20 protein-coding genes are annotated in these 21,202 nt (G+C 44.5%); 11 read left to right on the forward strand and 9 right to left on the reverse strand.

Annotation, left to right across the window (positions count from 1 at the left end; all coding sequences use genetic code 11):
- Positions 1 to 85 precede the first annotated feature (85 nt).
- From GYY70_RS02015 to GYY70_RS02040, 6 genes are all read left to right on the forward strand, one after another.
- Positions 86 to 400 (forward strand): hypothetical protein, encoded by a 315-nt coding sequence (locus tag GYY70_RS02015; protein ID WP_174831108.1) that lies wholly within the window; start codon positions 86 to 88, stop codon positions 398 to 400.
- 374 nt (positions 401 to 774) lie between these two features.
- Positions 775 to 1,269 (forward strand): MarR family transcriptional regulator, encoded by a 495-nt coding sequence (locus tag GYY70_RS02020; RefSeq protein ID WP_037393212.1) that lies wholly within the window; start codon positions 775 to 777, stop codon positions 1,267 to 1,269.
- 18 nt (positions 1,270 to 1,287) lie between these two features.
- Positions 1,288 to 2,733, forward strand: coding sequence for an efflux transporter outer membrane subunit (locus GYY70_RS02025; protein WP_174831110.1), 1,446 nt, complete (start codon positions 1,288 to 1,290; stop codon positions 2,731 to 2,733).
- A gap of 38 nt (positions 2,734 to 2,771) precedes the next feature.
- Entirely contained in the window at positions 2,772 to 3,968 is a 1,197-nt protein-coding gene (locus GYY70_RS02030; protein ID WP_025329939.1) for an efflux RND transporter periplasmic adaptor subunit, read from the forward strand.
- A 208-nt stretch (positions 3,969 to 4,176) separates the two neighbouring features.
- Positions 4,177 to 5,706 carry a DHA2 family efflux MFS transporter permease subunit gene (locus tag GYY70_RS02035; protein ID WP_025329940.1) on the forward strand — a complete coding sequence of 510 codons (1,530 nt, stop codon included), beginning with the start codon at positions 4,177 to 4,179 and terminating at the stop codon, positions 5,704 to 5,706.
- Between the two features lie 207 nt (positions 5,707 to 5,913).
- Positions 5,914 to 6,798, forward strand: a complete 885-nt coding sequence (locus GYY70_RS02040; protein ID WP_174831131.1) for a lipid A biosynthesis lauroyl acyltransferase — start codon at positions 5,914 to 5,916, stop codon at positions 6,796 to 6,798.
- A 60-nt stretch (positions 6,799 to 6,858) separates the two neighbouring features.
- Here the strand turns inward: GYY70_RS02040 and GYY70_RS02045 are convergent, their stop codons facing one another.
- From GYY70_RS02045 to GYY70_RS02065, 5 genes are all read right to left on the reverse strand, one after another.
- Positions 6,859 to 7,488 (reverse strand): NAD(P)-dependent oxidoreductase, encoded by a 630-nt coding sequence (locus GYY70_RS02045; RefSeq protein ID WP_174831111.1) that lies wholly within the window; start codon positions 7,486 to 7,488, stop codon positions 6,859 to 6,861.
- 27 nt (positions 7,489 to 7,515) lie between these two features.
- Positions 7,516 to 8,109, reverse strand: a complete 594-nt coding sequence (locus GYY70_RS02050; RefSeq protein ID WP_084562176.1) for a uracil-DNA glycosylase family protein — start codon at positions 8,107 to 8,109, stop codon at positions 7,516 to 7,518.
- A 27-nt stretch (positions 8,110 to 8,136) separates the two neighbouring features.
- Positions 8,137 to 8,343, reverse strand: a complete 207-nt coding sequence (locus tag GYY70_RS02055) for a hypothetical protein (protein ID WP_025329944.1) — start codon at positions 8,341 to 8,343, stop codon at positions 8,137 to 8,139.
- A 17-nt stretch (positions 8,344 to 8,360) separates the two neighbouring features.
- A complete protein-coding gene (locus GYY70_RS02060; RefSeq protein WP_174831113.1) occupies positions 8,361 to 9,521 on the reverse strand; it encodes an MFS transporter in 1,161 nt (386 codons plus the stop codon).
- 111 nt (positions 9,522 to 9,632) lie between these two features.
- A complete protein-coding gene (locus tag GYY70_RS02065; protein ID WP_100116793.1) occupies positions 9,633 to 9,956 on the reverse strand; it encodes a YnfA family protein in 324 nt (107 codons plus the stop codon).
- A gap of 358 nt (positions 9,957 to 10,314) precedes the next feature.
- Here GYY70_RS02065 and budA point away from each other — a divergent pair, with 358 nt between their 5' ends.
- Both budA and GYY70_RS02075 read left to right on the forward strand, forming a co-directional pair.
- Positions 10,315 to 11,016, forward strand: coding sequence for an acetolactate decarboxylase (gene budA, locus GYY70_RS02070; RefSeq protein ID WP_174831115.1), 702 nt, complete (start codon positions 10,315 to 10,317; stop codon positions 11,014 to 11,016).
- Positions 11,017 to 11,083: 67 nt separating this feature from the next.
- A complete protein-coding gene (locus tag GYY70_RS02075; protein ID WP_174831117.1) occupies positions 11,084 to 11,566 on the forward strand; it encodes a hypothetical protein in 483 nt (160 codons plus the stop codon).
- 65 nt (positions 11,567 to 11,631) lie between these two features.
- On the opposite strand, the gene GYY70_RS02080 is transcribed toward GYY70_RS02075, so the two are convergent.
- The 4 genes from GYY70_RS02080 to dnaK all read right to left on the reverse strand — a co-directional run bounded on the left by GYY70_RS02080 (position 11,632) and on the right by dnaK (position 17,824).
- On the reverse strand, positions 11,632 to 13,911 hold the full coding sequence (locus tag GYY70_RS02080) for a Tex family protein (RefSeq protein ID WP_174831119.1): 2,280 nt from the start codon (positions 13,909 to 13,911) through the stop codon (positions 11,632 to 11,634).
- 178 nt (positions 13,912 to 14,089) lie between these two features.
- Positions 14,090 to 15,259: an alpha-hydroxy acid oxidase gene (locus tag GYY70_RS02085; RefSeq protein ID WP_025329950.1), complete on the reverse strand. Its 1,170-nt coding sequence runs from the start codon at positions 15,257 to 15,259 to the stop codon at positions 14,090 to 14,092.
- Positions 15,260 to 15,430: 171 nt separating this feature from the next.
- Entirely contained in the window at positions 15,431 to 15,598 is a 168-nt protein-coding gene (locus GYY70_RS02090; RefSeq protein ID WP_167539456.1) for a hypothetical protein, read from the reverse strand.
- Positions 15,599 to 15,889: 291 nt separating this feature from the next.
- Positions 15,890 to 17,824, reverse strand: a complete 1,935-nt coding sequence (gene dnaK / locus GYY70_RS02095; protein ID WP_025329951.1) for a molecular chaperone DnaK — start codon at positions 17,822 to 17,824, stop codon at positions 15,890 to 15,892.
- A 398-nt stretch (positions 17,825 to 18,222) separates the two neighbouring features.
- On the opposite strand from dnaK, the gene GYY70_RS02100 reads away from it, so the two are divergent.
- The 3 genes from GYY70_RS02100 to GYY70_RS02110 all read left to right on the forward strand — a co-directional run bounded on the left by GYY70_RS02100 (position 18,223) and on the right by GYY70_RS02110 (position 21,180).
- Positions 18,223 to 19,677: an anion permease gene (locus tag GYY70_RS02100; RefSeq protein ID WP_025329952.1), complete on the forward strand. Its 1,455-nt coding sequence runs from the start codon at positions 18,223 to 18,225 to the stop codon at positions 19,675 to 19,677.
- Between the two features lie 320 nt (positions 19,678 to 19,997).
- Positions 19,998 to 20,564: a TMEM165/GDT1 family protein gene (locus GYY70_RS02105; RefSeq protein WP_174831133.1), complete on the forward strand. Its 567-nt coding sequence runs from the start codon at positions 19,998 to 20,000 to the stop codon at positions 20,562 to 20,564.
- Between the two features lie 52 nt (positions 20,565 to 20,616).
- The gene (locus GYY70_RS02110) at positions 20,617 to 21,180 is read left to right on the forward strand and encodes a DNA-3-methyladenine glycosylase I (RefSeq protein WP_084562171.1); all 564 of its coding nucleotides are present in this window, start codon (positions 20,617 to 20,619) and stop codon (positions 21,178 to 21,180) included.
- The last annotated feature ends 22 nt before the right edge of the window (positions 21,181 to 21,202 follow it).

The following is a 21,202-nucleotide window of genomic DNA, read 5'->3' on the forward strand; positions in this document are numbered from 1 at the left end:
GGCTGCTTTTGAAGCAGCCTGTTTTTTTGCTGATGCAGGAGTTAGTCAGGATATGTATATATTGTGATGATGTTGTATCGGTAGGTTGTCTGCGGAATATGCTGAATATGCTGAATATGCTGCTTATGTCGTTATTGGTAATGTATTTGCTAAGAAAATTGCAGTTTTGTACAGAGTGGAAGATGCAATTTTGTTTAAGGCTGGTGTCAAAGGTTGTTGTGGAGAAGCCGGTAAAACAGGTATCTGGTTAATAAGGCGTAAAAAAATTCAAAATGTCTCTATATTTAATCTGTTATTAAATATAATTATGCTCTTAACACATAAGTATGGTTTTGAGTTGTTACTTTATGGTTTGTATAGAAAAATAATTATGTTTATGGTCTTTGCAGCCAATTATTAACAAGTTTAAGTGATGGTTTATCTGAGTTGAAAACTGGTTAACCGGTATTGCTGAATGCTGTCCGGGTTGTTTCATTTCTGCAACGACGGATGATGCGCTAAAGCAATTTGCTGTTCTGGTCTGTAGAGTCTGTTTCCGGTAATTGTATTTGACAGGTGATAGATGAGGGCTGGAAAAAACGATAACGGTATAGGGTATTTACTGTTACCGGCAATATGCAGATATACAGATAGATAAGAGGGCTTTTCAAAAAATTTGCTAAGGTAGTGACTATTTTAGGGATGGAATATTTTCAGCTAAATAATAAGCTTCATTTATAATAAGTGGTATGGTTATTAAAATGGTTTATTTTTTGGATTTTGAGGTGTTCTAAGATGGGTTTTTCTCTTCCTGCTACCGAACTGGAAGCTACTTTAGAGGTGCTGGCAGTGAAAATGCCAAGCATGAATGTTCAGTTGGTGATGCTCAGCCGGTTAATCCGTCTGGTACATACATCGATTCACGGTGAGCTGAATGAGCGTTTACACAAGCACCATTTATCAGAAAGTCTGTGGCATGCATTGCTGGCAGTGTATTCACGACCAAATCATGAGATTTTACCATCAGAACTGAGCAGTATTCTGAATCTGACTCGTACCAGTGCAACGCGTTTGTCGGATGAACTGGTGCTTAATGGCTGGGCTACGCGCTCTACTCATCCTTATGACCGGCGCAAAATTACGCTGAAGCTAACTAAAGCCGGTGAGGATCTGATTCAAACGGTTAGTCCGGAAACCAATGAGGTTCACCGGAGGGTATGGTCAGCCCTGAGTGAACCGGAATATGAACAATTACAGCAGCTGTTAACTAAGTTATTAACCGCTGCTTAACTTTTTGCTGAGATTTGCATGAAATTAACTGTATCTGCGCCCCGATTACGTCAGCTGGCTCTTGTTAGCCCTGTTGCTTTGCTGCTGTTATCTGCTTGTGCCAATTTTGGCAAACAGCCTGAGTTAGAAAATCCACAGGATGCCGGTCAGCTGCAATTGCCGGCAGGGCAGACTGTAGCAGTAAAACAAAACTGGTGGCTTGGGCTGAATCAGCCATTGTTAAACAGATTAATGGAAACAGGCTTGTCCAATGCGCCGGATTTACGTATTGCGGCTGCGCGTATTGCAGAAGCTGAGGCTCAATGGCGTGGTGCCAGAGGCGAAGCTGGTGTTCAGGTCGGGGTACAGGCTAATGGTGTGGCTGCCTATCTGAATCCAAAGCCTGACTCAAACCGGGACGGTGATAACCCGAATCATGTTTTCAGTAATGAAATGGCTGCGGTAGCGGTTAATTATACTTTTGATTTCTGGGGCAGACAGCGTAATCTGATTAAGGCTGCGCTGGGTTCCCGTCTTGCTGCTTCTTATCAGCAGGAACAGGCCCGGCTGGTACTGAGTCAGAGTATTGTGTCGCAATATACGCAATGGCAGCAGTTACAGGAACAGTCGGATATTCTGAAACAGCGTATTGCAGTGAATCAGCAGTTGCAGAAGCTGGTTGCAAACCGGATTCGCGCAGGTTTGCAGCCGGCAAGTGATGAGTATGCTGTTACGCAGACTGTACTGAATTTGCAAAGCGCTCTACGTCAGACACAGGCGGATATTGAACGTACCCGTCATGGTATTGCGGCACTGGTCGGATTATCACCGACCCAGTTGCCGGAAGCAGTACCGCAGCCATTGGGTAAGGTGCCGGCAGTTGCGACTGATGGTTTGCGGGCGGATATTTTAGGGCAGCGGCCTGATATTGCTGCACAGCGGGCGTTGTTACAGTCAAATTATTTTGGTGTAAAGGCGGCTGAGGCTGCTTTTTATCCTAATATTGAAATTAAGGGTCTGGCAGGTCTTGCGCATGTCGATGCGTTTGATCTGGTGCACTCTTCTTCACGGATGCTGGGCGTTGTACCGGCCATTACTCTGCCGTTATTTACTTCAGGCAGTTTACAGGCGGCATTATCCGGTAAACGCTCTGCTTATAATGAACAGGTAGCTCAATATGATAAAACCGTATTGACTGCCTTGCAGCAGGCAGCTGATGCAATTAGTGATTATCAGCACAGTACTGTGGCACTGCCATTACAGCAGCAGGCATGGCAGGTGGCACAGAAAAATGCAGCTGCCAGCAGCAAGCGTCAGGCAGCCGGTCTGGACAATGCTATTACCAGACTACAGCGTGAAGACGCTGCTCTGAGTGCACGGGCTGATTTGGTTAAAACCATTGCCTGGCAGCAGCAAAGCTGGAATAGTCTGCATGCTTCTCTGGGCGGCGGTTTCCAGATGACAGATGCTGAGGCTACTCGTTAATTTACTGTTATTTTTAAATTTTATTGAGCTATTTTCGTATGAGTGAACAAAAGCAAACTAACGAGGCGGTAACCACCTCACAACCGGCGGTTCAGCCGCAGTCAGAACGTGTACCGGCCGGCCGCAAACGTAAACTCGTGTTGCTGACCGTGATTTTTCTGCTGATTGCACTGGGTTGTCTGCTGATGTATCTGCTGGTTTGGCAGCATAAAGAATCTACCGATGATGCGTATGTAAATGGTCATCTGGTACAGATAACTCCGCAAATTACCGGTACGGTACAAAAGGTAAATGTGGATGATACGCAAACTGTGAAAGCCGGTCAGGTGCTGGTAGAGCTGGATAATAGTGATATGCAGCTGGCGTTTGAACGGGCACATGATGAGCTGATTAATGCGATTCGCCAGAATCAGCAGCAGACTGCTCAATCACGTCAGGCTAGTGCACAGGTTGCAGCGCAACAGGCACAGTTAAAACGTTTGCAGGCTGACTTACAGCGCCGCCAGAGTCTGGCCGGTACGGATGCCATCTCTGCTGAGGAGCTGAGTCATGCGCGTGATGCAGTACAGGAAGCACAGGCTAATCTGAAAGCTATGCAGGGACAGGAAAGCGCGGCCAAAGCAGTATTGGGTCACAATGTTCCGCTGCGTCAGCAGCCGGCAGTGATGACTGCTGTCAGTCATCTGAAGAGTGCATGGCTGGATTTGCAACGTACTCAGATTAAGGCTCCGGTTGACGGACAGGTTGCCAAGCGTAATGTACAGGTAGGGCAGAAGGTAGCCACCGGTGCTGCACTGATGGCGGTTGTACCATTGAATAATGTGTGGGTGGATGCAAACTTTAAGGAAAGTCAGCTGGCTAAAATCCGTATTGGTCAGCCGGTGGAAATCAGTGCCGATGTATATGGCAGTAAGGTGACTTATCACGGTAAGGTAGCCGGTCTGTCAGCAGGTACGGGAGCTGCGTTCTCTCTGTTGCCGGCACAAAATGCAACCGGTAACTGGATTAAGGTGGTACAGCGTGTGCCGGTGCGGATTGCTCTGGATCCAAAAGAGCTGGCTGCGCATCCGCTGCGGGTAGGTTTATCAATGGATGTTGAAGTGAATACGCGCAACCAGAATGGTCAGGATTTAACTGCGGCTAATGCGATTCCCACTAATGGAAATATGGCTGCAATTGACTGGACTCCAATCAATAATATGATTGAGGAAATTTTTGCTCAATATGCACCCTGATTGAGTTAATGCTGAACCATAATCCGACGGCTGCTAAAGCAGAAGGGCATATTCTGCCACCAGCAGCCATTATTCATGGTAATGATTTTGCCTGATTTTTTTGTTATTCCGGAAGTATCGTCTTTGTGAATAGTATTGACTGTACTTGTGAGTACAGCTATCCGGATATGCTGCAGATGAAAAATATTTCTGCGATAAGGCTGCTTGAATGACGCATTCTCCTTTAAAAGGTCCGGCACTTGCTCTGGTTACGGTGGCTCTGTCACTGGCTGTTTTTATGCAGGTGCTGGATTCAACTATTGCCAATGTGGCATTACCGACTATTACCGGTAATCTGGGTGCAGCCAACAGTCAGGGTACGTGGGTAATTACGGCGTTTGCTGTGGCAAATGCTATTTCTGTACCGCTTACTGGCTGGCTGGCACGCCGTTTTGGTGAAGTAAAAGTATTTGTCGTGGCTACGCTGTCCTTTGTGCTGGCCTCGTTTTTATGTGGTATTGCCCCCAGTCTGGCGTTGCTGGTGTTTTTCCGTGTATTGCAGGGGGCTGTAGCCGGTCCGATGATTCCGCTGTCACAAAGTCTGCTGATGGCAGCTTATCCGCCGGAAAAGCGCCCGATGGCGCTGGCTATGTGGTCAATGGTGATTATTGTGGCACCGATTTTCGGCCCGATTCTTGGTGGGATTATCAGTGACAACTGGCATTGGGGCTGGATTTTCTTTATTAATGTGCCAATCGGGTTGCTGGCCGCGGGTATCTCATGGCAGATGCTGAAAAAACGCGAAACTGAAACCGAAAACCAGCCAATCGACCGGATGGGGCTGTCCCTGATGGTTGTAGGTGTGGGTGCTTTACAGATGATGCTAGACCGTGGCCATGAGCTGGATTGGTTCTCATCCAATGAAATCATTATATTAGCGGTTATTGCCACGGTATGTCTGAGCTATTTTGTTATCTGGGAATGGTATGCAAAATATCCGATTGTAGATTTACGTCTGTTTAAAGACCGTAATTTTACGGTAGGTGTGATTACGCTCAGTACCGCCTATATGACCTATATGGGCGCAATTGTATTATTGCCGATGCTCTTACAGATGCAGTTGGGCTATACCGCTACCTGGGCAGGGCTGGCAACGGCGCCTATCGGTATTTTCCCGGTATTGTTGTCGCCATTGATTGGTAAGTTTGGTAACAGGCTGGATATGCGGGTGCTGGTAACCATCAGCTTTACTGTATATGCCATCTGTTTCTTCTGGCGTACCAATTTTAATGCCGGTATGAGTTTTATGGATGTATTCTGGCCGCAGTTTGTGCAGGGGATTGGTATGGCAATGTTCTTTATGCCGCTAACCCAGATTACTTTGTCTAATATGTCCGGTTCACAGATTGCCAGTGCTTCAAGTATTTCCAATTTTGTGCGTATTCTGGCCGGTGGTATTGGTACTTCAATGGTCAATGTGTTATGGGATAAACGTGAGGCTTTGCATCATACACAACTGGTAGAAAACATTCATCCTTATAACAGTACGATGAATGAATCAATTCAGGGGATGAACCAGCTCGGTTTAAGTGGTACTCAGCCGCTGGGTTCGATTGAGCAGACCATAGGGCAGCAGGCTCATATTATGGGTGCCAATGATCTGTTCTGGCTGTATGGGATGACATTCCTGATTCTGATTGTACTGGTGTGGTTTGCCAGACCGCCGTTTGGCAGTGGCGGTGGCGGCGGGGCACATTAGTTTTTCTGTAATCCGGTTCATACGGTCTGTGTCTTAGCAGGCCGTATTTATTTTTATCCGGAGTATTTTGCCTGTCACTACTTGCTCTGCTGTTATTGCAATAAGTTATATACAACAGTGAATGTAAAGTGACCGCAGCTTGTGTACAATAGAGTGCAGTTAATGATAGAGCTGGCGATAATCAGTTAGGTAACAATAGTAATGATGATGAAATTGGCGTTTGCTTTTTTGTATGTGCTGCAATTACTGCCATTATGTATGATTCATGCGCTGGCACGCTGTGTAGGCTGGATAAGTTATTATGCGGTAGCACCAAGACGACGTATTGGTCTGATTAATTTGCGTCACTGTTTTCCTGAATGGACAGAACAGCAGCGGCGCAAAATACTGCGTGAACATTTCTACCATATGGCCATGTTATTACTGGAATATGGTTTGTACTGGTATGGAGATGCAGGCCGGCTGAAAAAGCTGGTGCGTTATCAGGATAAACATTATCTTGATGAGGCTCTCGCCGCGGGTGAAAAGGTAATTTTACTTTATCCGCATTTTACGGCTTTTGAAGCAGCTGTCTATGCTCTTAATCAGGATGTACCCCTGATTAGTGTTTACTCACATCAGAAAAATAAACAGATGGATGAGCAGATACTTAAGGGACGTCATCGTTATCATAATGTTTTTCTGATTGGGCGTACGGAAGGGCTGCGTGCAATTATCAAGAAAATCAAAACCAGTACCGCTCCGTTTCTTTATCTGCCCGATCAGGATTTTGGCCGGCGTGAATCAATTTTTGTGAATTTTTTCGGTATTCCAACTGCTACAATCGCCGGTCTGAGCCGGATTGCTGGTCTGACTAAGGCAAAAGTGATTCCTGCTATTCCAACCCGCGAGGCTGATGGTACAGTAACTCTGCGCTTTTATCCGCAGTGGGAACATTTCCCCAGTGATGATGTGGTTGCTGATACTCAGCGCATGAACGATTTTATTGAAGCAAGAATACGTGAACAGCCAGCACAATATTACTGGCTGCATAAACGCTTTAAAACCCGTCCGGAGGGTGAAGCGTCGTTTTATCGAAAAATCCGTAAATAATAAATCGTCTGCCTGCTACAGCAAACAGACGGTCAGATATATCTTATAGCAATTATTTATTCAGACGCCGGATAATGCGACAGACTGTCCGATATAAGCATCATTGTGCAATGCTTTCAGCATAAAATGTGCCACATCTGCGCGGGCAATACGACCACTTCCTGCTGGTACACCCTGTGCTGCTTCAAGATAATGAGTCGAAAGCGCATCATTAGTTAAGCCAAGCGGGCGCACAATGGTTGCAGACAGACCGGCTGCCTGAATGATTCCGATTGCCGCCCGATGGTCTGCCAGCGGATAACGTAAAAATTCCATTGCCGCCTGACCGCGTTCGCCTTCAAGCTCATTATCCACACCGGCAGAAGCACAATACACAATACGTTTAATGCCATGTTTCTGTAATTGTGTAACGATGTTGTCAAGCATGCGCTGCAAATCATCACCCGGTTTAACTCCCTGATTGGTATTCAGAGCAGAAGCGACAGCATCATACTGGCTGTTACCGCTAAATAGTGCCGCTATATCAGCAGCGTTAAATGCATCACAGTGGCGAATATGTAATTTAGGATGCTGTAAATCAAATTTTTCTGGTGAACGAAGCGCAGCAGTTACTTCATCTCCGCTGTCTAATGCCTGCTCAACCAATGCCCTGCCAACGCCGCCACTGGCACCAAAAATCAGAATATGCATAAAAATTCCCCCGCTGAATAGTTAAAATTAATTCAATAACCCAATGTTAGCAAAATAATCACGATAAATTGCTGCCTTGCGTTCCAGTGCAAGCGGATAAGCACGCGATGAAGAAGGCAGTCTGGATAAAGTTAAATGCCGGCCGTCCAGTATAGTGTGACTGGGATGGCCGATAGTCGGTACTGGCGTATCTGCTGGTAATAGTTGTAATAATGTGCTGGTAGCTTTGTCTCCGGTAGTCATAATATGCTGACAGTGCGGAATCTGAGTTAGTACTGCCGATAAGTTTACCGGTGTAACAACTTCGAGGAATTTATCGGCTGCATTATTTTGTAAACGTCTGATCTGATAGGCAGCGTCATTAATGGCTATACCGCGTTCTGATAAAAAAGTACGGATGAGTTTTTCGTTGAATGCTTTATTGTTATCAGTAAAAAAGTAATGTTTGTCCTGAAAAAATACCAGCCCGAAAATACGCCACATATCATTTTGCAGATTCGGGTAATAAAAATTCATTTTCCATCGTCCGGCAGGCGGAGGGAATGACCCGAGCATCAGCAGCCGCGCATTTGCAGGTAAAAAAGGTTTCAGCGGGTGTGTTTCAACAATAATTTCAGCCATAAGTATCTATAATATAACCCGTACTTACTAGCAGCGACCAAACAGACAGGCTACCATATGAGCCTGTTCATCTGTATAACCCGCTTCTCCCAGCCGTGCAGCCATTACCCATTCACTGGAAAAGCCTTGCTGACTACTGTATTCCTGCCATAAACGCAGTTGTTCGGTTTTATTACCATTTTTTTTGGCAAGTTGCAGACGTTGCCTGATTTCCGGTGGTATAGATTCATCCATTATTATTTCCTTATAGTTCAGATATCCTGTCCCTGATTTTCATAACGACGGTGAAACCACAACAGGCAGGTACACCCAATTAATGTCAGTGGCACGCCGAGTAATGCCGGATATTGATACCCCCAGTGATGGCTGATGGCCAGCCCACCATTATAAGAACCAATGGCATTACCCAGATTAAATGCCATCTGTACACTGGCGGCTCCAAGCAATGCACCACCCGGAGAGTGACGCAGTAATAACAATTGCTGTGGTGCGGATACGGCAAACAGACAGAATGTACATACACACATCAGTATGGCTGATAACCAGCTAGTCGAAGCAAACAGAAAAATCAGTAATAATGCTGCGGCTGCCAGTCCCTGTAAGCCGGCTGCGACCTGACCCGGTGTATAACGGTCGGCCAGACGGCCACCGCACCAGTTACCGGCGACCATACCGGCGCCGGCCAGTACCATCAGTAAGCTGACCTGATTACCACTGAAACCGGATACCTGTGTGAGTAAGGGGCTAATATAGCTGAACCAGCAGAAAATCCCGCCGTTACCAAACATGGTGGCAGCCAGTATCAGCCATGGTGCAGCAGATTTCAGAAAACGGAATTGTCCCAGAATACCGGTATCAGGTAAACGATCCATTTGCGGGATAAAATGCCGTAAGGTGAATACCAGTATGATGGCCACTACAGCCACCAGAGTAAATACCAGACGCCAGCTTAAATGCAAACTCAGCCATGTACCTACTGGTACACCAATCAGATTGGCTACTGTCATTCCGGCAATCATCAGTGCTACAGCCTGCGCAGAGCGTCCCGGCGGTGCAAGTTTGGTAGCAACAATGGAGCCGATACCGAAGTATGCGCCATGCGGCAGACCGGAAATAAAACGTGCTACCAGTAAGGTCATATAGCCCGGAGATAATGCAGCCAGTATATTACCAATGGCAATCAATGCCGATAATGACAATAAAATAGTTTTGGGTGGCAGACGGTAACTTAATACCAGCAGCCATGCACCGCAGCAGACACCGATTGCATAAGCAGCAATAAAATGTCCGGCCTGAGCGATACTGATATTCAGTGAAACCGCCACATCCGGCAGAATACCCATCATGCTGAATTCTGCCATACCCAGTGCAAATGTGCCTAACGATAATGAAAGTAAACTTTTCAGTAGCATAATAATTTACAGCTATAGTTTATTCAGCAATAAACAGTCAGTTTAGACGCAGCCTGCCGGCTTGTCACTTTTCGCACTGGTAAATACCAGAATCATATAAACAAATTTTGTTCAGCCACGCGGAGAAAGCAAAATGATTGCTGCACCAAGCAGGCATACTAGTGCACCACTGATATCCCATTTATCCGGTACAGATCCTTCTACCAGCCAAGACCACAGTAACGAACAGCAGATATAAATACCGCCGTAAACGGCATATGCCCGTCCGGCAATATTGCTTTCCACCAGCGTCAGCAACCATGCAAACAACAACAGTGACAGTGTGCCGGGTAATAGCCAGAGTACTGATTTGCCCATGCGTTGCCAGACCCAGAAAGAAAAACAGCCGCTGATTTCAGCAACAGCAGCCAGAAAATAATAAACAAAAGATTTCATAGTGAGTTTTCGAATCAGTCTGATTGATTGTGACCACCTGCCTTGCAGATGCAGAAATAAAGAGAACCGCTTATACCATAGCAGTCTTACCTGCACCGGACAATCTGATTTCAGCAGGATATCTGCCAAAGGTGAGTGCTGTTACCGGTGTAACTGCAATACAAAACCTGATTCAAACCTTGCTGATCTGAATTTAAATACATTATCAAAATAATTAATTGATTCTGCTGATGTCCGGTTATTTATTGGTATTAAATTGACCAGCAATAACCATATAAACATTGTTTATTCAATAAATTTTTATTTTAGAGTATATTAATATGTAAATAAAATTTATTATCTATTCTCGGAGCAGAAAATGAAAAAAGCAATTGTCCAGTTTTCAACCATTAATGCATTGATGGCAGGGTTGTTTGATGGAGTATTTAGTGTTGGAGAAGCAAAAAAATATGGTGATTTTGGTTTAGGCTGTTCTCATGCGCTGGCCGGTGAGGTAATTGTTGACCATGATTTTCTGGAGGCCGACGGTGATAAGGCGGTTAAGGTGATGGGCGATAATGAGCTGTTGCCGTTCGTACAGGTTACAACATTTCAGCCTGATAAAGTCGTGGATATTACTGATGTCTGTAAAAGCAATCTGTATGCGCATCTGGCGCACTATCTGCCTCTGGATAATGTATTCGTGGCAGTAAGAATCAGCGGACAGTTTGATGAGCTGAAGATTCGTCGTCCGTTTGCTCAGCATAAACCTTATCCGTCTGTTGTTAAAGTTTTTGAACAGCAAGTCGTGGATACGGTAGAGAATGTCACCGGCACATTAATCGGTTTCTGGACGCCAGAGTTTTTCAAAGAATTATCTGTAGCCGGTTTTCATCTGCATTTTATTGATACTACACGTAAACTTGGTGGTCATATTATTGATTTTTCAGCAAGTAATGCAGAGCTGGCGTATGAGTGCAAACAATCGGTTCAAATTGCTTTACCTGAAAGTGAAGAATATTTACGCAAGAATCTGAAAATGGATGATTTAAATAAAATTATTAAGCAAGTAGAAAATTAATCAGCGCGTGTTACACTATTATTGATTATCTGGAGTAAATTAAGGGGAGAGGACAAAATTTTCCGGTATGACCGGACAACTCCTGTCTGTATCTGCTCTGAAAGTGTCAGCCATGAAAAAAATAATTGCGCTATTCTGTTTGTGCTTACTGGCAGCCTGTAACCGGCAGCCAGATGAATCTGGTGCAGCTTCTGCAGAAGCTGCCAGTAAACCTCGGCATATGCCTCTGGCCATTGATCCGGTATTGACTACGTCTGTAGATCAGCAATTGCTGGCATTACAGAAGAAACTGCCACAGCAACACAAACAGAATCTGTTTACAGCAGCTGTACGGCACAATCAGACTATTTATTATTCGTATACCATGCTGGACAGTAAGCGAAATCAGGCTAATTTCAATCCGGCATCAGTGAAAAAGGATTTAGAGCAGGCGTGCCGTCAGCCTCTGACACGGCGTATGTTGCTGGGGGGATTTAATTTTGTGTATGTTTATACTTTTCAGGATCATTCACAGGTAAGTGTGCCGTTGTCTGGCAAAGATTGTCGCTAAGATATTATATACAGGCTGTTTAATGAAAAAAGGGGCAGAGATGCCCCTTTATAGCGGTCTTTTGTCTATTGCTGTTTTAACCGGGCAAATGCTGCCGCCATAGCATTATCTGTGCCGGATACATTTTGTGTTTTACCATTTTGCCGGCGTGGTCGTTCGTGTTGGCGGGATGCAGGCTGAGCATCGTCGTTCAGACGCATGGACAGAGCAATACGTTTGCGCGCAATATCAACATCGATAACCTTCACTTTAACCACATCGCCGGTTTTAACAATATCACGCGGGTCAGCAATATAGCGGTCAGCTAAGGCAGAAACATGTACCAGTCCGTCCTGATGCACGCCAATATCGACAAAAGCGCCAAATGCGGCCACATTACTGACTACGCCTTCAAGAACCATGCCGGGTTTAAGGTCGCTGATGTCTTCTATACCATCAGCAAATGTTGCGGTCTGGAATTCACCGCGCGGGTCACGACCGGGCTTTTCCAATTCAGCCAGAATGTCGTTAATCGTAGGTAAACCGACATTAGCATCGATGTAATCTGCGGGTTTAAGTGTTTTGAGCACACTGCGGTTGCCAATCAGCTGGTCAGCACGCAGCTGAGCCGTTTTGAGCATTCTGGCAACGATAGGATAGCTTTCTGGATGGACTGCACTGGCATCCAGAGGTTCATCACCGCCCTGAATACGCAGAAAGCCGGCTGCCTGTTCAAAAGTTTTACTGCCCAGACGCGGTACTTTAAGCAGAGTTTTGCGATTGGCAAAAGCGCCATTCTGGTCACGATAACTGACAATATTCTGTGCCAGTGTACTATTAAGACCGGAAATACGCGCCAGCAGGGCAACTGATGCGGTATTCACATCTACGCCGACAGCGTTTACACAATCTTCTACGACTGCATCCAGACTTTTGGCCAGCTGGCTCTGGTTAACATCATGCTGATACTGACCAACACCAATTGATTTGGGGTCAATTTTCACCAGTTCTGCCAGCGGATCTTGCAGGCGGCGGGCGATAGACACAGCACCGCGCAGACTGACATCCAGCTCAGGAAATTCTTTGGCTGCTAAAGCTGAAGCGGAGTAAACAGAGGCACCGGCTTCAGAAACAACGATTTTTTGCAAATGATAATCAGGCAGGGCACGAATCAGTTCACCGGCCAGCTTGTCGGTTTCACGACTGGCCGTACCGTTACCAATGGCAATCAGCCGGACTTTATATTGTTTTACCAGATGCATCAGTGCAGTCAGAGCACCTTTCCAGTCGTTACGCGGCTGGTGCGGATAGATAGTAGCTGTTTCCAGTAGCTTACCGGTATCATCCACTACCGCTACTTTTACTCCGGTACGGATACCGGGATCCAGACCGATAGTGGTAAGACGACCGGCCGGAGCTGCAAGCAGCAAATCTTTCAGATTTTGGGCAAATACACTGATGGCAGCCTGATCAGCATTTTCTTTAAGCCGGTTGAGGGCTTCAAGTTCTAATGAAAGAAAAATTTTGGCACGCCAGCTTAAGCGCACTGTGTCACGTAACCAGCGGTCAGCAGCACGTCCGATATCTGCGATACCAAACTGTTGTGCAATCAGTTGCTCATAAATACTCTGTTCGCCGGCAGGTGTATCATCAGGCTGGTATTTCAGATTGAGCGACAATATACCTTCATTACGACCGCGCAGTATGGCCAGAGCACGATGGCTGGGCATGCTGTGAATCGGTTCACGGTGATTAAAGTAATCTTTGAATTTTTCACCGGCACTTTCCTGACCTTCGATTACCGTGGCATGGATTTCACCTTCACGCCACAATTTCTCGCGCAAACGTCCTATCAGAGCGGCTTCTTCGGCAAATTGTTCCATCAGAATCGCGCGCGCTCCGTCCAGAGCGGCTTTACTGTCAGCGACATTGTCGTTTAAATAATTTTGTGCGGTAATTTCCGGATCTAGATCTGGCTGAGTAAGCAGTGATTCAGCTAATGGTGCCAGCCCGTACTCGCGTGCAATTTGTGCCTTGGTACGGCGTTTGGGTTTATAAGGAAGATAGATATCTTCGAGTGCAGTTTTATTATCAGCGTCTTCTATGCTCTGGCGCAGCTCATCAGTCAGTTTGCCCTGTTCTTCGATGCTGGATAATACAGTTTGTTTGCGTTCCTGTAATTCACGCAGATATTGTAATCGTTCAGCCAGCGTCCGCAGCTGAGTATCATCCAGCCCGCCTGTGGCTTCTTTACGGTAGCGTGCCACAAACGGTACCGTAGCGCCATCATCCAGCAGGTCAATCGCTGCCTGAATTCGTGCGGAAGCAACATTCAGCTCCGAAGCAATTTTCTCAGTGATGTTCATAACAGTCTAATAAGCAATAAAAAGGCAAGCATAGCCGGCTGAAGTGGCTTTGTCACCTGTTCATGTCAGTTAAAAAGCCAGTTAGTTATACCAAATGCTGAATAAGATGAGCGGTATCGATAAAAAAGCTATTTGTCTGAGACAAATAGCTTTTAAATATCCTTAGAATCAGGCAGATTTAACCGGCTACCGGATAAGTGCCCGGTATCAGAATATCTTTATTGACGGTTTTGATATCAGTGTGACCGGTAAAGGCCATGCTGATATCCATTTCGTTATAAATAATTTCCAGCGCACGTGTTACACCATCCTCACCATATGCACCCAGGCCATACAGGAATGCGCGGCCAATTAGTGTACCCTTGGCTCCCATAGCAATAGCTTTGAGAACATCCTGTCCGCTGCGGATACCACTATCCAGCCAGACTTCAATATTATTGCCTACAGCAGAAATAATATTGGGTAATGCATGGATGGTCGAAGGAGCGCCGTCCAGCTGGCGACCACCATGATTAGACACTATAATTGCATCTGCGCCGGATTTCACAGCCATTTCTGCATCTTCGGCATCAAGAATGCCTTTAATAATCAATTTTCCGCCCCATAGATTCTTGATTTCTTCAATGTCTTTCCAGCTGAGGCGCGGATCAAACTGTTCAGATGTCCATGAAGACAATGATGTCATGTCGGCTACGCCTTTGGTATGACCGACAATATTACGGAAAGTGCGACGCTGTGTATTCAGCATAGCCAGACACCACTCCGGCTTAGTAGCCAGATTCATCCAGTTGCGCAGTGTGGGTTTAGGCGGAGTGGATAGCCCGTTTTTAATATCTTTATGTCTTTGTCCCAGAACCTGTAAATCAGCAGTAACCACCAATGCTGAGCATTTGGCTTCCTGAGCACGGCGAATCAGATCGCGCATGAATTCGCGGTCACGCATAACATATAATTGAAACCAGAACGGAGCGCTGGTATTTTCGGCCACGTCTTCAATAGAACATATAGACATAGTAGACAGCGTAAACGGCACACCGAATTTTTCGGCCGCACGTGCAGCCAGAATTTCTCCGTCGGCATGCTGCATACCGGTTAATCCGGTAGGTGCCAGTGCTACCGGCATTTTTACTGTCTGACCTGCCATTGTTGTTTCCAGTGTACGGCCGGTCATATCAGTCAATACACGCTGGCGTAATTTAATTTCCTGAAAATCATTACTATTGGCATGATAGGTAGATTCAGTCCACGAACCAGTATCAGCATAATCATAAAACATCTTAGGTACTTTGCGTTTGGCAACTTTACGCAAATCTTCGATACAGGTTATTTTGCTTAATTTGTTTTGCATGTGGATACCTATTTTTCAAATTTTCTTTGAAGAAAACAGTCTTAGCTAGAGAAGATAATGTTATACATCAATTTTATTCGGTTGTAATCACCATCATTGATTTCCAACCGATTCTTAAATAGTTATTCATCTGCCAGAATCAGAATGAAGCTGACAGACAGGAATCAGAATTCAGACAACGCGCGATAGTTTATATATCATCACCATAATCAGAATCAGCAGGCAGCTAATGCCAACCAGCATTGTCCATGGTCCCCAGCGCTGTGAGCGTCCGCAAAATCCGGCAGTTAGTATGGCACAACAGACACCAAGTAAAATCAGTAAAATATAAAAATCCATCTTTTGCTCCAGTTGTATTTCTTTATTGTAAATAATCGCTACGATTATTGTAACGGTCAGTTTGCAAATATGTCTGTTTTTTTACAGGACATTAAATATTCACAATTTCTGCTTATTGATATTTTCATCTGTCTGAATGATTATAAACTGGCAATAATAATAAAATCAGAAATTTTGCGGCAGAAATGACAGATATAAACAGATATAAATGGTATTTTTTAGTCTGTAGAGCAATGGCCAGATAAAATAAAACCCCGCTTGGAAGCGGGGTTAAATAGTATCAGGAAAAAATTAGTCTTTTTTCTCTTTATCTTTTACTTCTTCAAATTCAGCGTCTACAACGTCATCGCTGCCTTTGCTTTGTGACTGTTCTGTCTGAGCACCAGCTTGCTGACCTTCGGCCTGTGCCTGAGCATACATCATTTCGCCCAGTTTCTGGCTGGCTGTACCTAAAGCCTCGGCTTTAGCATCAATTGCAGCTTTATCTTCGCCTTTAACAGCTTCTTCAGCTTCCTTGATGGCTGCTTCAATTTTTTCTTTTTCAGCAGCATCCAGTTTGTCGCCATATTCAGTCAAAGATTTCTGTACTGAATGAATCAAAGCTTCAGCCTGATTGCGACTGCTTACCAGTTCGGATAGTTTACGATCTTCCTCAGCATTAGCTTCTGCATCTTTTACCATGCGTTCGATTTCTTCTTCGCTCAGACCGGAAGAAGCCTGAATGGTGATGTTGGCTTCTTTGCCAGTACCTTTGTCTTTTGCAGATACATGCAAAATACCGTTGGCGTCGATATCAAAAGTTACTTCTACCTGAGGCACACCACGGGGTGCAGGAGGAATATCACCCAGATTAAATTGTCCCAGACTCTTATTAGCAGAAGCACGTTCACGTTCACCCTGTAATACATGGATGGTTACTGCACTTTGATTATCTTCAGCTGTAGAGAATGTCTGAGTTGCTTTAGTCGGAATGGTGGTGTTTTTGTTGATGAGTTTAGTCATCACACCGCCCATGGTTTCAATACCCAGAGACAAAGGTGTTACATCAAGTAACAGCACGTCGTTACGGTCACCGGCCAGTACGGCACCCTGAATAGCAGCACCTACAGCAACAGCTTCATCAGGATTAACATCACGGCGCGGTTCTTTACCGAAGAAATCTTTAACAGCTTCCTGTACTTTTGGCATACGGCTTTGACCGCCTACCAAAATAACATCATTAATATCATTTACGCTCAGACCGGCATCTTTAATTGCAGTGCGGCAAGGTTCGATCGAGCGGGTAATCAGATCTTCTACCAGACTTTCAAACTTGGCACGGGTAATTTTCATCGCCAGATGTTTCGGGCCGGAAGCGTCCATGGTGATGTAAGGCAGATTGATTTCTGTCTGCTGACCACTGGAAAGTTCGATTTTCGCTTTTTCGGCAGCTTCTTTCAGACGTTGCAGAGCCATTACATCATTTTTCAGATCGATACCCTGATCTTTTTTGAATTCATCAATGATGTAGTTAATCAAACGCTGGTCGAAGTCTTCACCGCCCAGGAATGTATCACCATTGGTGGCCAGTACTTCAAACTGTTTGTCGCCATCAACTTCAGCGATTTCAATAATAGAAATATCAAATGTACCACCGCCAAGGTCGTATACGGCAATCTTACGGTCGCCTTTTTCGCCTTTATCCATACCGAAAGCCAGAGCTGCGGCAGTTGGTTCATTGATAATACGTTTTACATCCAGACCGGCAATACGACCGGCGTCTTTAGTAGCCTGACGCTGGCTGTCATTAAAATAAGCCGGCACAGTAATAACAGCTTCAGTTACTTTTTCACCCAGATAATCTTCAGCTGCTTTTTTCATTTTACGCAATACTTCGGCAGATACTTGCGGAGGTGATAATTTTTCACCATGTGCTTCTACCCATGCATCGTTATTATTTGCTTTAACAATCTGAAAAGGCATAGATTTAATATCGCGCTGTACTTCAGCATCATCAAATTTGCGACCGATCAGACGTTTTACAGCATAAATAGTATTTTTTGGATTAGTAACAGCCTGACGTTTGGCTGGTGCACCTACCAGAATTTCGTTATCGTCCAGATAAGCAACAATTGAAGGCGTAGTACGTGCACCTTCTGCATTTTCAATTACTTTAGTCTGGCCACCTTCGGAAATGGCAACACAGGAGTTGGTGGTACCTAAGTCAATACCGATTACTTTTGCCATAATTAATAATCTCCTAATTATTTAATTTCGTACTTTGCGCCGCTATATTACGGCTGCAAACAGGGTGGTTAATTACCACCGCCATACTATTGCTAATGAATCGTAAATGGGTATGCCCGGCACGATTTCAAGCATAGTTTTGCAAAATTTATCTATTTAATCGCATCCGGAAAATCTGCTTTAACATCAATAGCGTTTACTTACACAGCTGTATGTTATATTCATTCAGGCTTAAACAGTATAATCATCTGACTTTCGTTAATACCGTCTGATACTTTTTTGCTTTATATCAGACGGTATTTTGCTATAAAAGTATACAATCACATTCAGGTTAGTGATTTCTGTCTGGCTGTAGTCTGTATCTTTATGATTTAGGAGTATGTTGTATGCCTGTAAAAATTGGGTTTAAACCCATTCCCGCGGCTATTGCGCTGATAATCGCTCTGATTATCTGGTTCATACCGGTTCCAGAGGGGGTTTCACCTCAGGCATGGCATTTACTGGCCATGTTTGTCGGAGTTATTGCTGCCATTATCGGCAAAGCAATGCCAATTGGTGCACTATCTATTATTGCCATTATGCTGGTTGCCTTAACTGGAGTGACTAATAATGATCCCAGTAAGGCTATGGGTGATGCCTTAAGCAGTTTTGGTAATCCGCTGATCTGGCTGATTGGTGTGGCAATTATGATTTCGCGCGGTTTATTAAAAACCGGCCTTGGTGCACGTGTGGGCTATCTGTTCATTAGGCTATGGGGTAAACGTACGCTAGGTGTTGCCTATAGTCTGGCCGTAGTGGAATTAATACTGGCTCCGGTTACACCGAGTAATACTGCTCGTGGCGGTGGCATTATTCACCCAATCATGAAGTCTATTGCATCCAGCTATGATTCTGATCCTGAAAAGGGCACAGAAAAACGTATGGGTAAATTTTTGGCTCTGGTAAATTATCATGCCAATCCCATCAGCTCAATCATGTTTATTACTGCTACCGCTCCTAACCCGTTAATTGTGAGGCTGATTGCCGATGTAACCAATAAAAATATTAATCTGACATGGGGTACATGGGCTTTGGCAATGTTAATACCGGGTCTGATAGCGATGTTCCTGATGCCGCTGATTATTTACTGGTTGTATCCGCCTGAAATCAAGCAAACACCCAATGCCGTTGCTTTTGCTCAAGAGCGTCTGAAAGAGCAGGGGCCGATGACCCGTGATGAAAAAATCATGCTGGGTATTTTTGCAGTATTGCTGATTTTATGGGCAGGTGTGCCGGCCATGCTGTTTGGTGACGCATACATTATAGACGCGACCACTACTGCATTCATTGGTTTGTCATTGTTATTGTTAACTGGTGTATTAAGCTGGGATGATATTCTGAAAGAAAAAAGTGCATGGGATACCATTACCTGGTTTGCTGCATTAGTCATGATGGCTACTTTCCTGAATAAACTCGGATTGATTAAATGGTTCTCTGGTGTGCTGGAAAGCAGCATAGGCGGACTGGGTATGGGCTGGATGGGTGCCTGTGCCTTATTATTACTGGCTTATATGTATGCGCACTATATGTTTGCAAGTACTACTGCTCACATTACAGCCATGTTTGCTGCCTTCTATTCTGCCGGTCTGGCGCTTGGCGCACCTCCGATGCTGTTTGCACTGATGATGGCTGCAGCTTCCAGCATCATGATGACACTAACGCATTATGCTACTGGTACTTCACCTGTGATATTCGGTTCAGGCTATGTTACTTTAGGCGAATGGTGGAAAGTCGGTTTCATCATGAGTGTAGTCGAACTGATTATATTTGTGGCTATCGGTGGTGTTTGGTGGAAAGTTCTGGGTTATTATTAATCTGATTAATCTATTATTGCAGGCTGCCATAAAGTATGGCAGCCTGTTTTGTTGTCTGAAATCAAATTCAATGAATTTTTAAAGAATTTCACTTGTTGCGTTTGTATAGAATGGGTTATGATGCCCTGCCTTAAGGGAGTAGTTGCACAGGTGGTTTCTTCAAGCCTGTGGTTACGGTCAACATATTTACAGTTTTTGCTGTATGGTCGTAACGTCCTTGCCTGTTGGCGGACTAACGAGACTTGAGACACATAAAACCATTACGGCGGGGGTTTTATTGTGTCTTTTGTCTTTTGCCCGCCAACGGTATTCTGAAAATGATTCATGCTTTTCTTTCTTCTGTCATTCCAGTTGCGCTTGCTGAAATTGGTGACAAAACTCAATTACTGACTTTATTTCTGGCAACCCGATTTTCGCGCAAATATTCCATCATTGCCGGTATGCTTTGTGCCACCTTACTTAATCATATTGTTTCTGCATGGTTTGGCGTAGAAGTAGCACGTTTTTTTACACCGCAGTTAATGGGCTGGGTTGTAGGCTTCAGTTTTCTGATAGTGGGTTTATGGCTGTTAAAGCCGGATAAAGATGATGGTGTAGATACTCGCTTTATGCGTAACGGTCCGTTCGTGGCCACCGCAGTATTATTTTTTCTGGCAGAAGTGGGTGATAAAACCCAAATTGCTACTATTTTGCTGGCAGCTCAATACCGTGATTTATTTTCAGTAGTTCTGGGTAGTACAGTAGGTTTGTTATTAGCTAATGTTCCGGTGATATTTTTCGGAAACTGGCTGATGCAGCGTTTACCCTTAAACCGTATCCGTATAGGAGCCTGCATTCTGTTCTGTCTTTTAGGTATTATCACCCTGATTCAGACATGGTTATATTAAAAATTATCAGATAACTATGCAAAAATTATAACATTAAGCGGATTCAAATATTATGCAAAAACAGTTGAAACAACGGTGTGAATGGGTCAACGCCGACCCATTGTATGAACATTATCATGATTTTGAATGGGGAAAAATACAGAGAGACGGGCAAAAACTGTTTGAAAAGATTTGTCTGGAAGGCCAGCAGGCGGGCTTATCATGGATTACCGTATTAAAAAAACGCGATGAATACCGGCGTTGTTTCTATGATTTTAATCCACATCAAATTATTACAATTACCGATATTGAACCACTATTACAGAATTCCGGGCTTATTCGCCATCCGGCCAAACTCAAAGCAATTATTAATAATGCCCATGCATATCTGTCTATGCAGCAACATGGGGAAGATTTTGCCAGTTTTATCTGGTCATTTGTTAATGATCAACCGATTATAAATCACTATAAACATTTATCAGAGGTGCCAACACAGACAGAAATTAGTCGCGCTATGTCCAAAGCTTTAAAAAAGCGTGGTTTTAGCTTTGTAGGTCCGACTACATGCTATGCGTTTATGCAATCAATGGGATTAGTAAATGATCATTTAACAAACTGTTTTTGTGCCCAGCATTAAAATAACTATTATTTCTGTGATT

The organism is Snodgrassella sp. ESL0324 (assembly GCF_013344955.1).
In the GTDB taxonomy this organism is placed as follows: domain Bacteria; phylum Pseudomonadota; class Gammaproteobacteria; order Burkholderiales; family Neisseriaceae; genus Snodgrassella; species Snodgrassella alvi.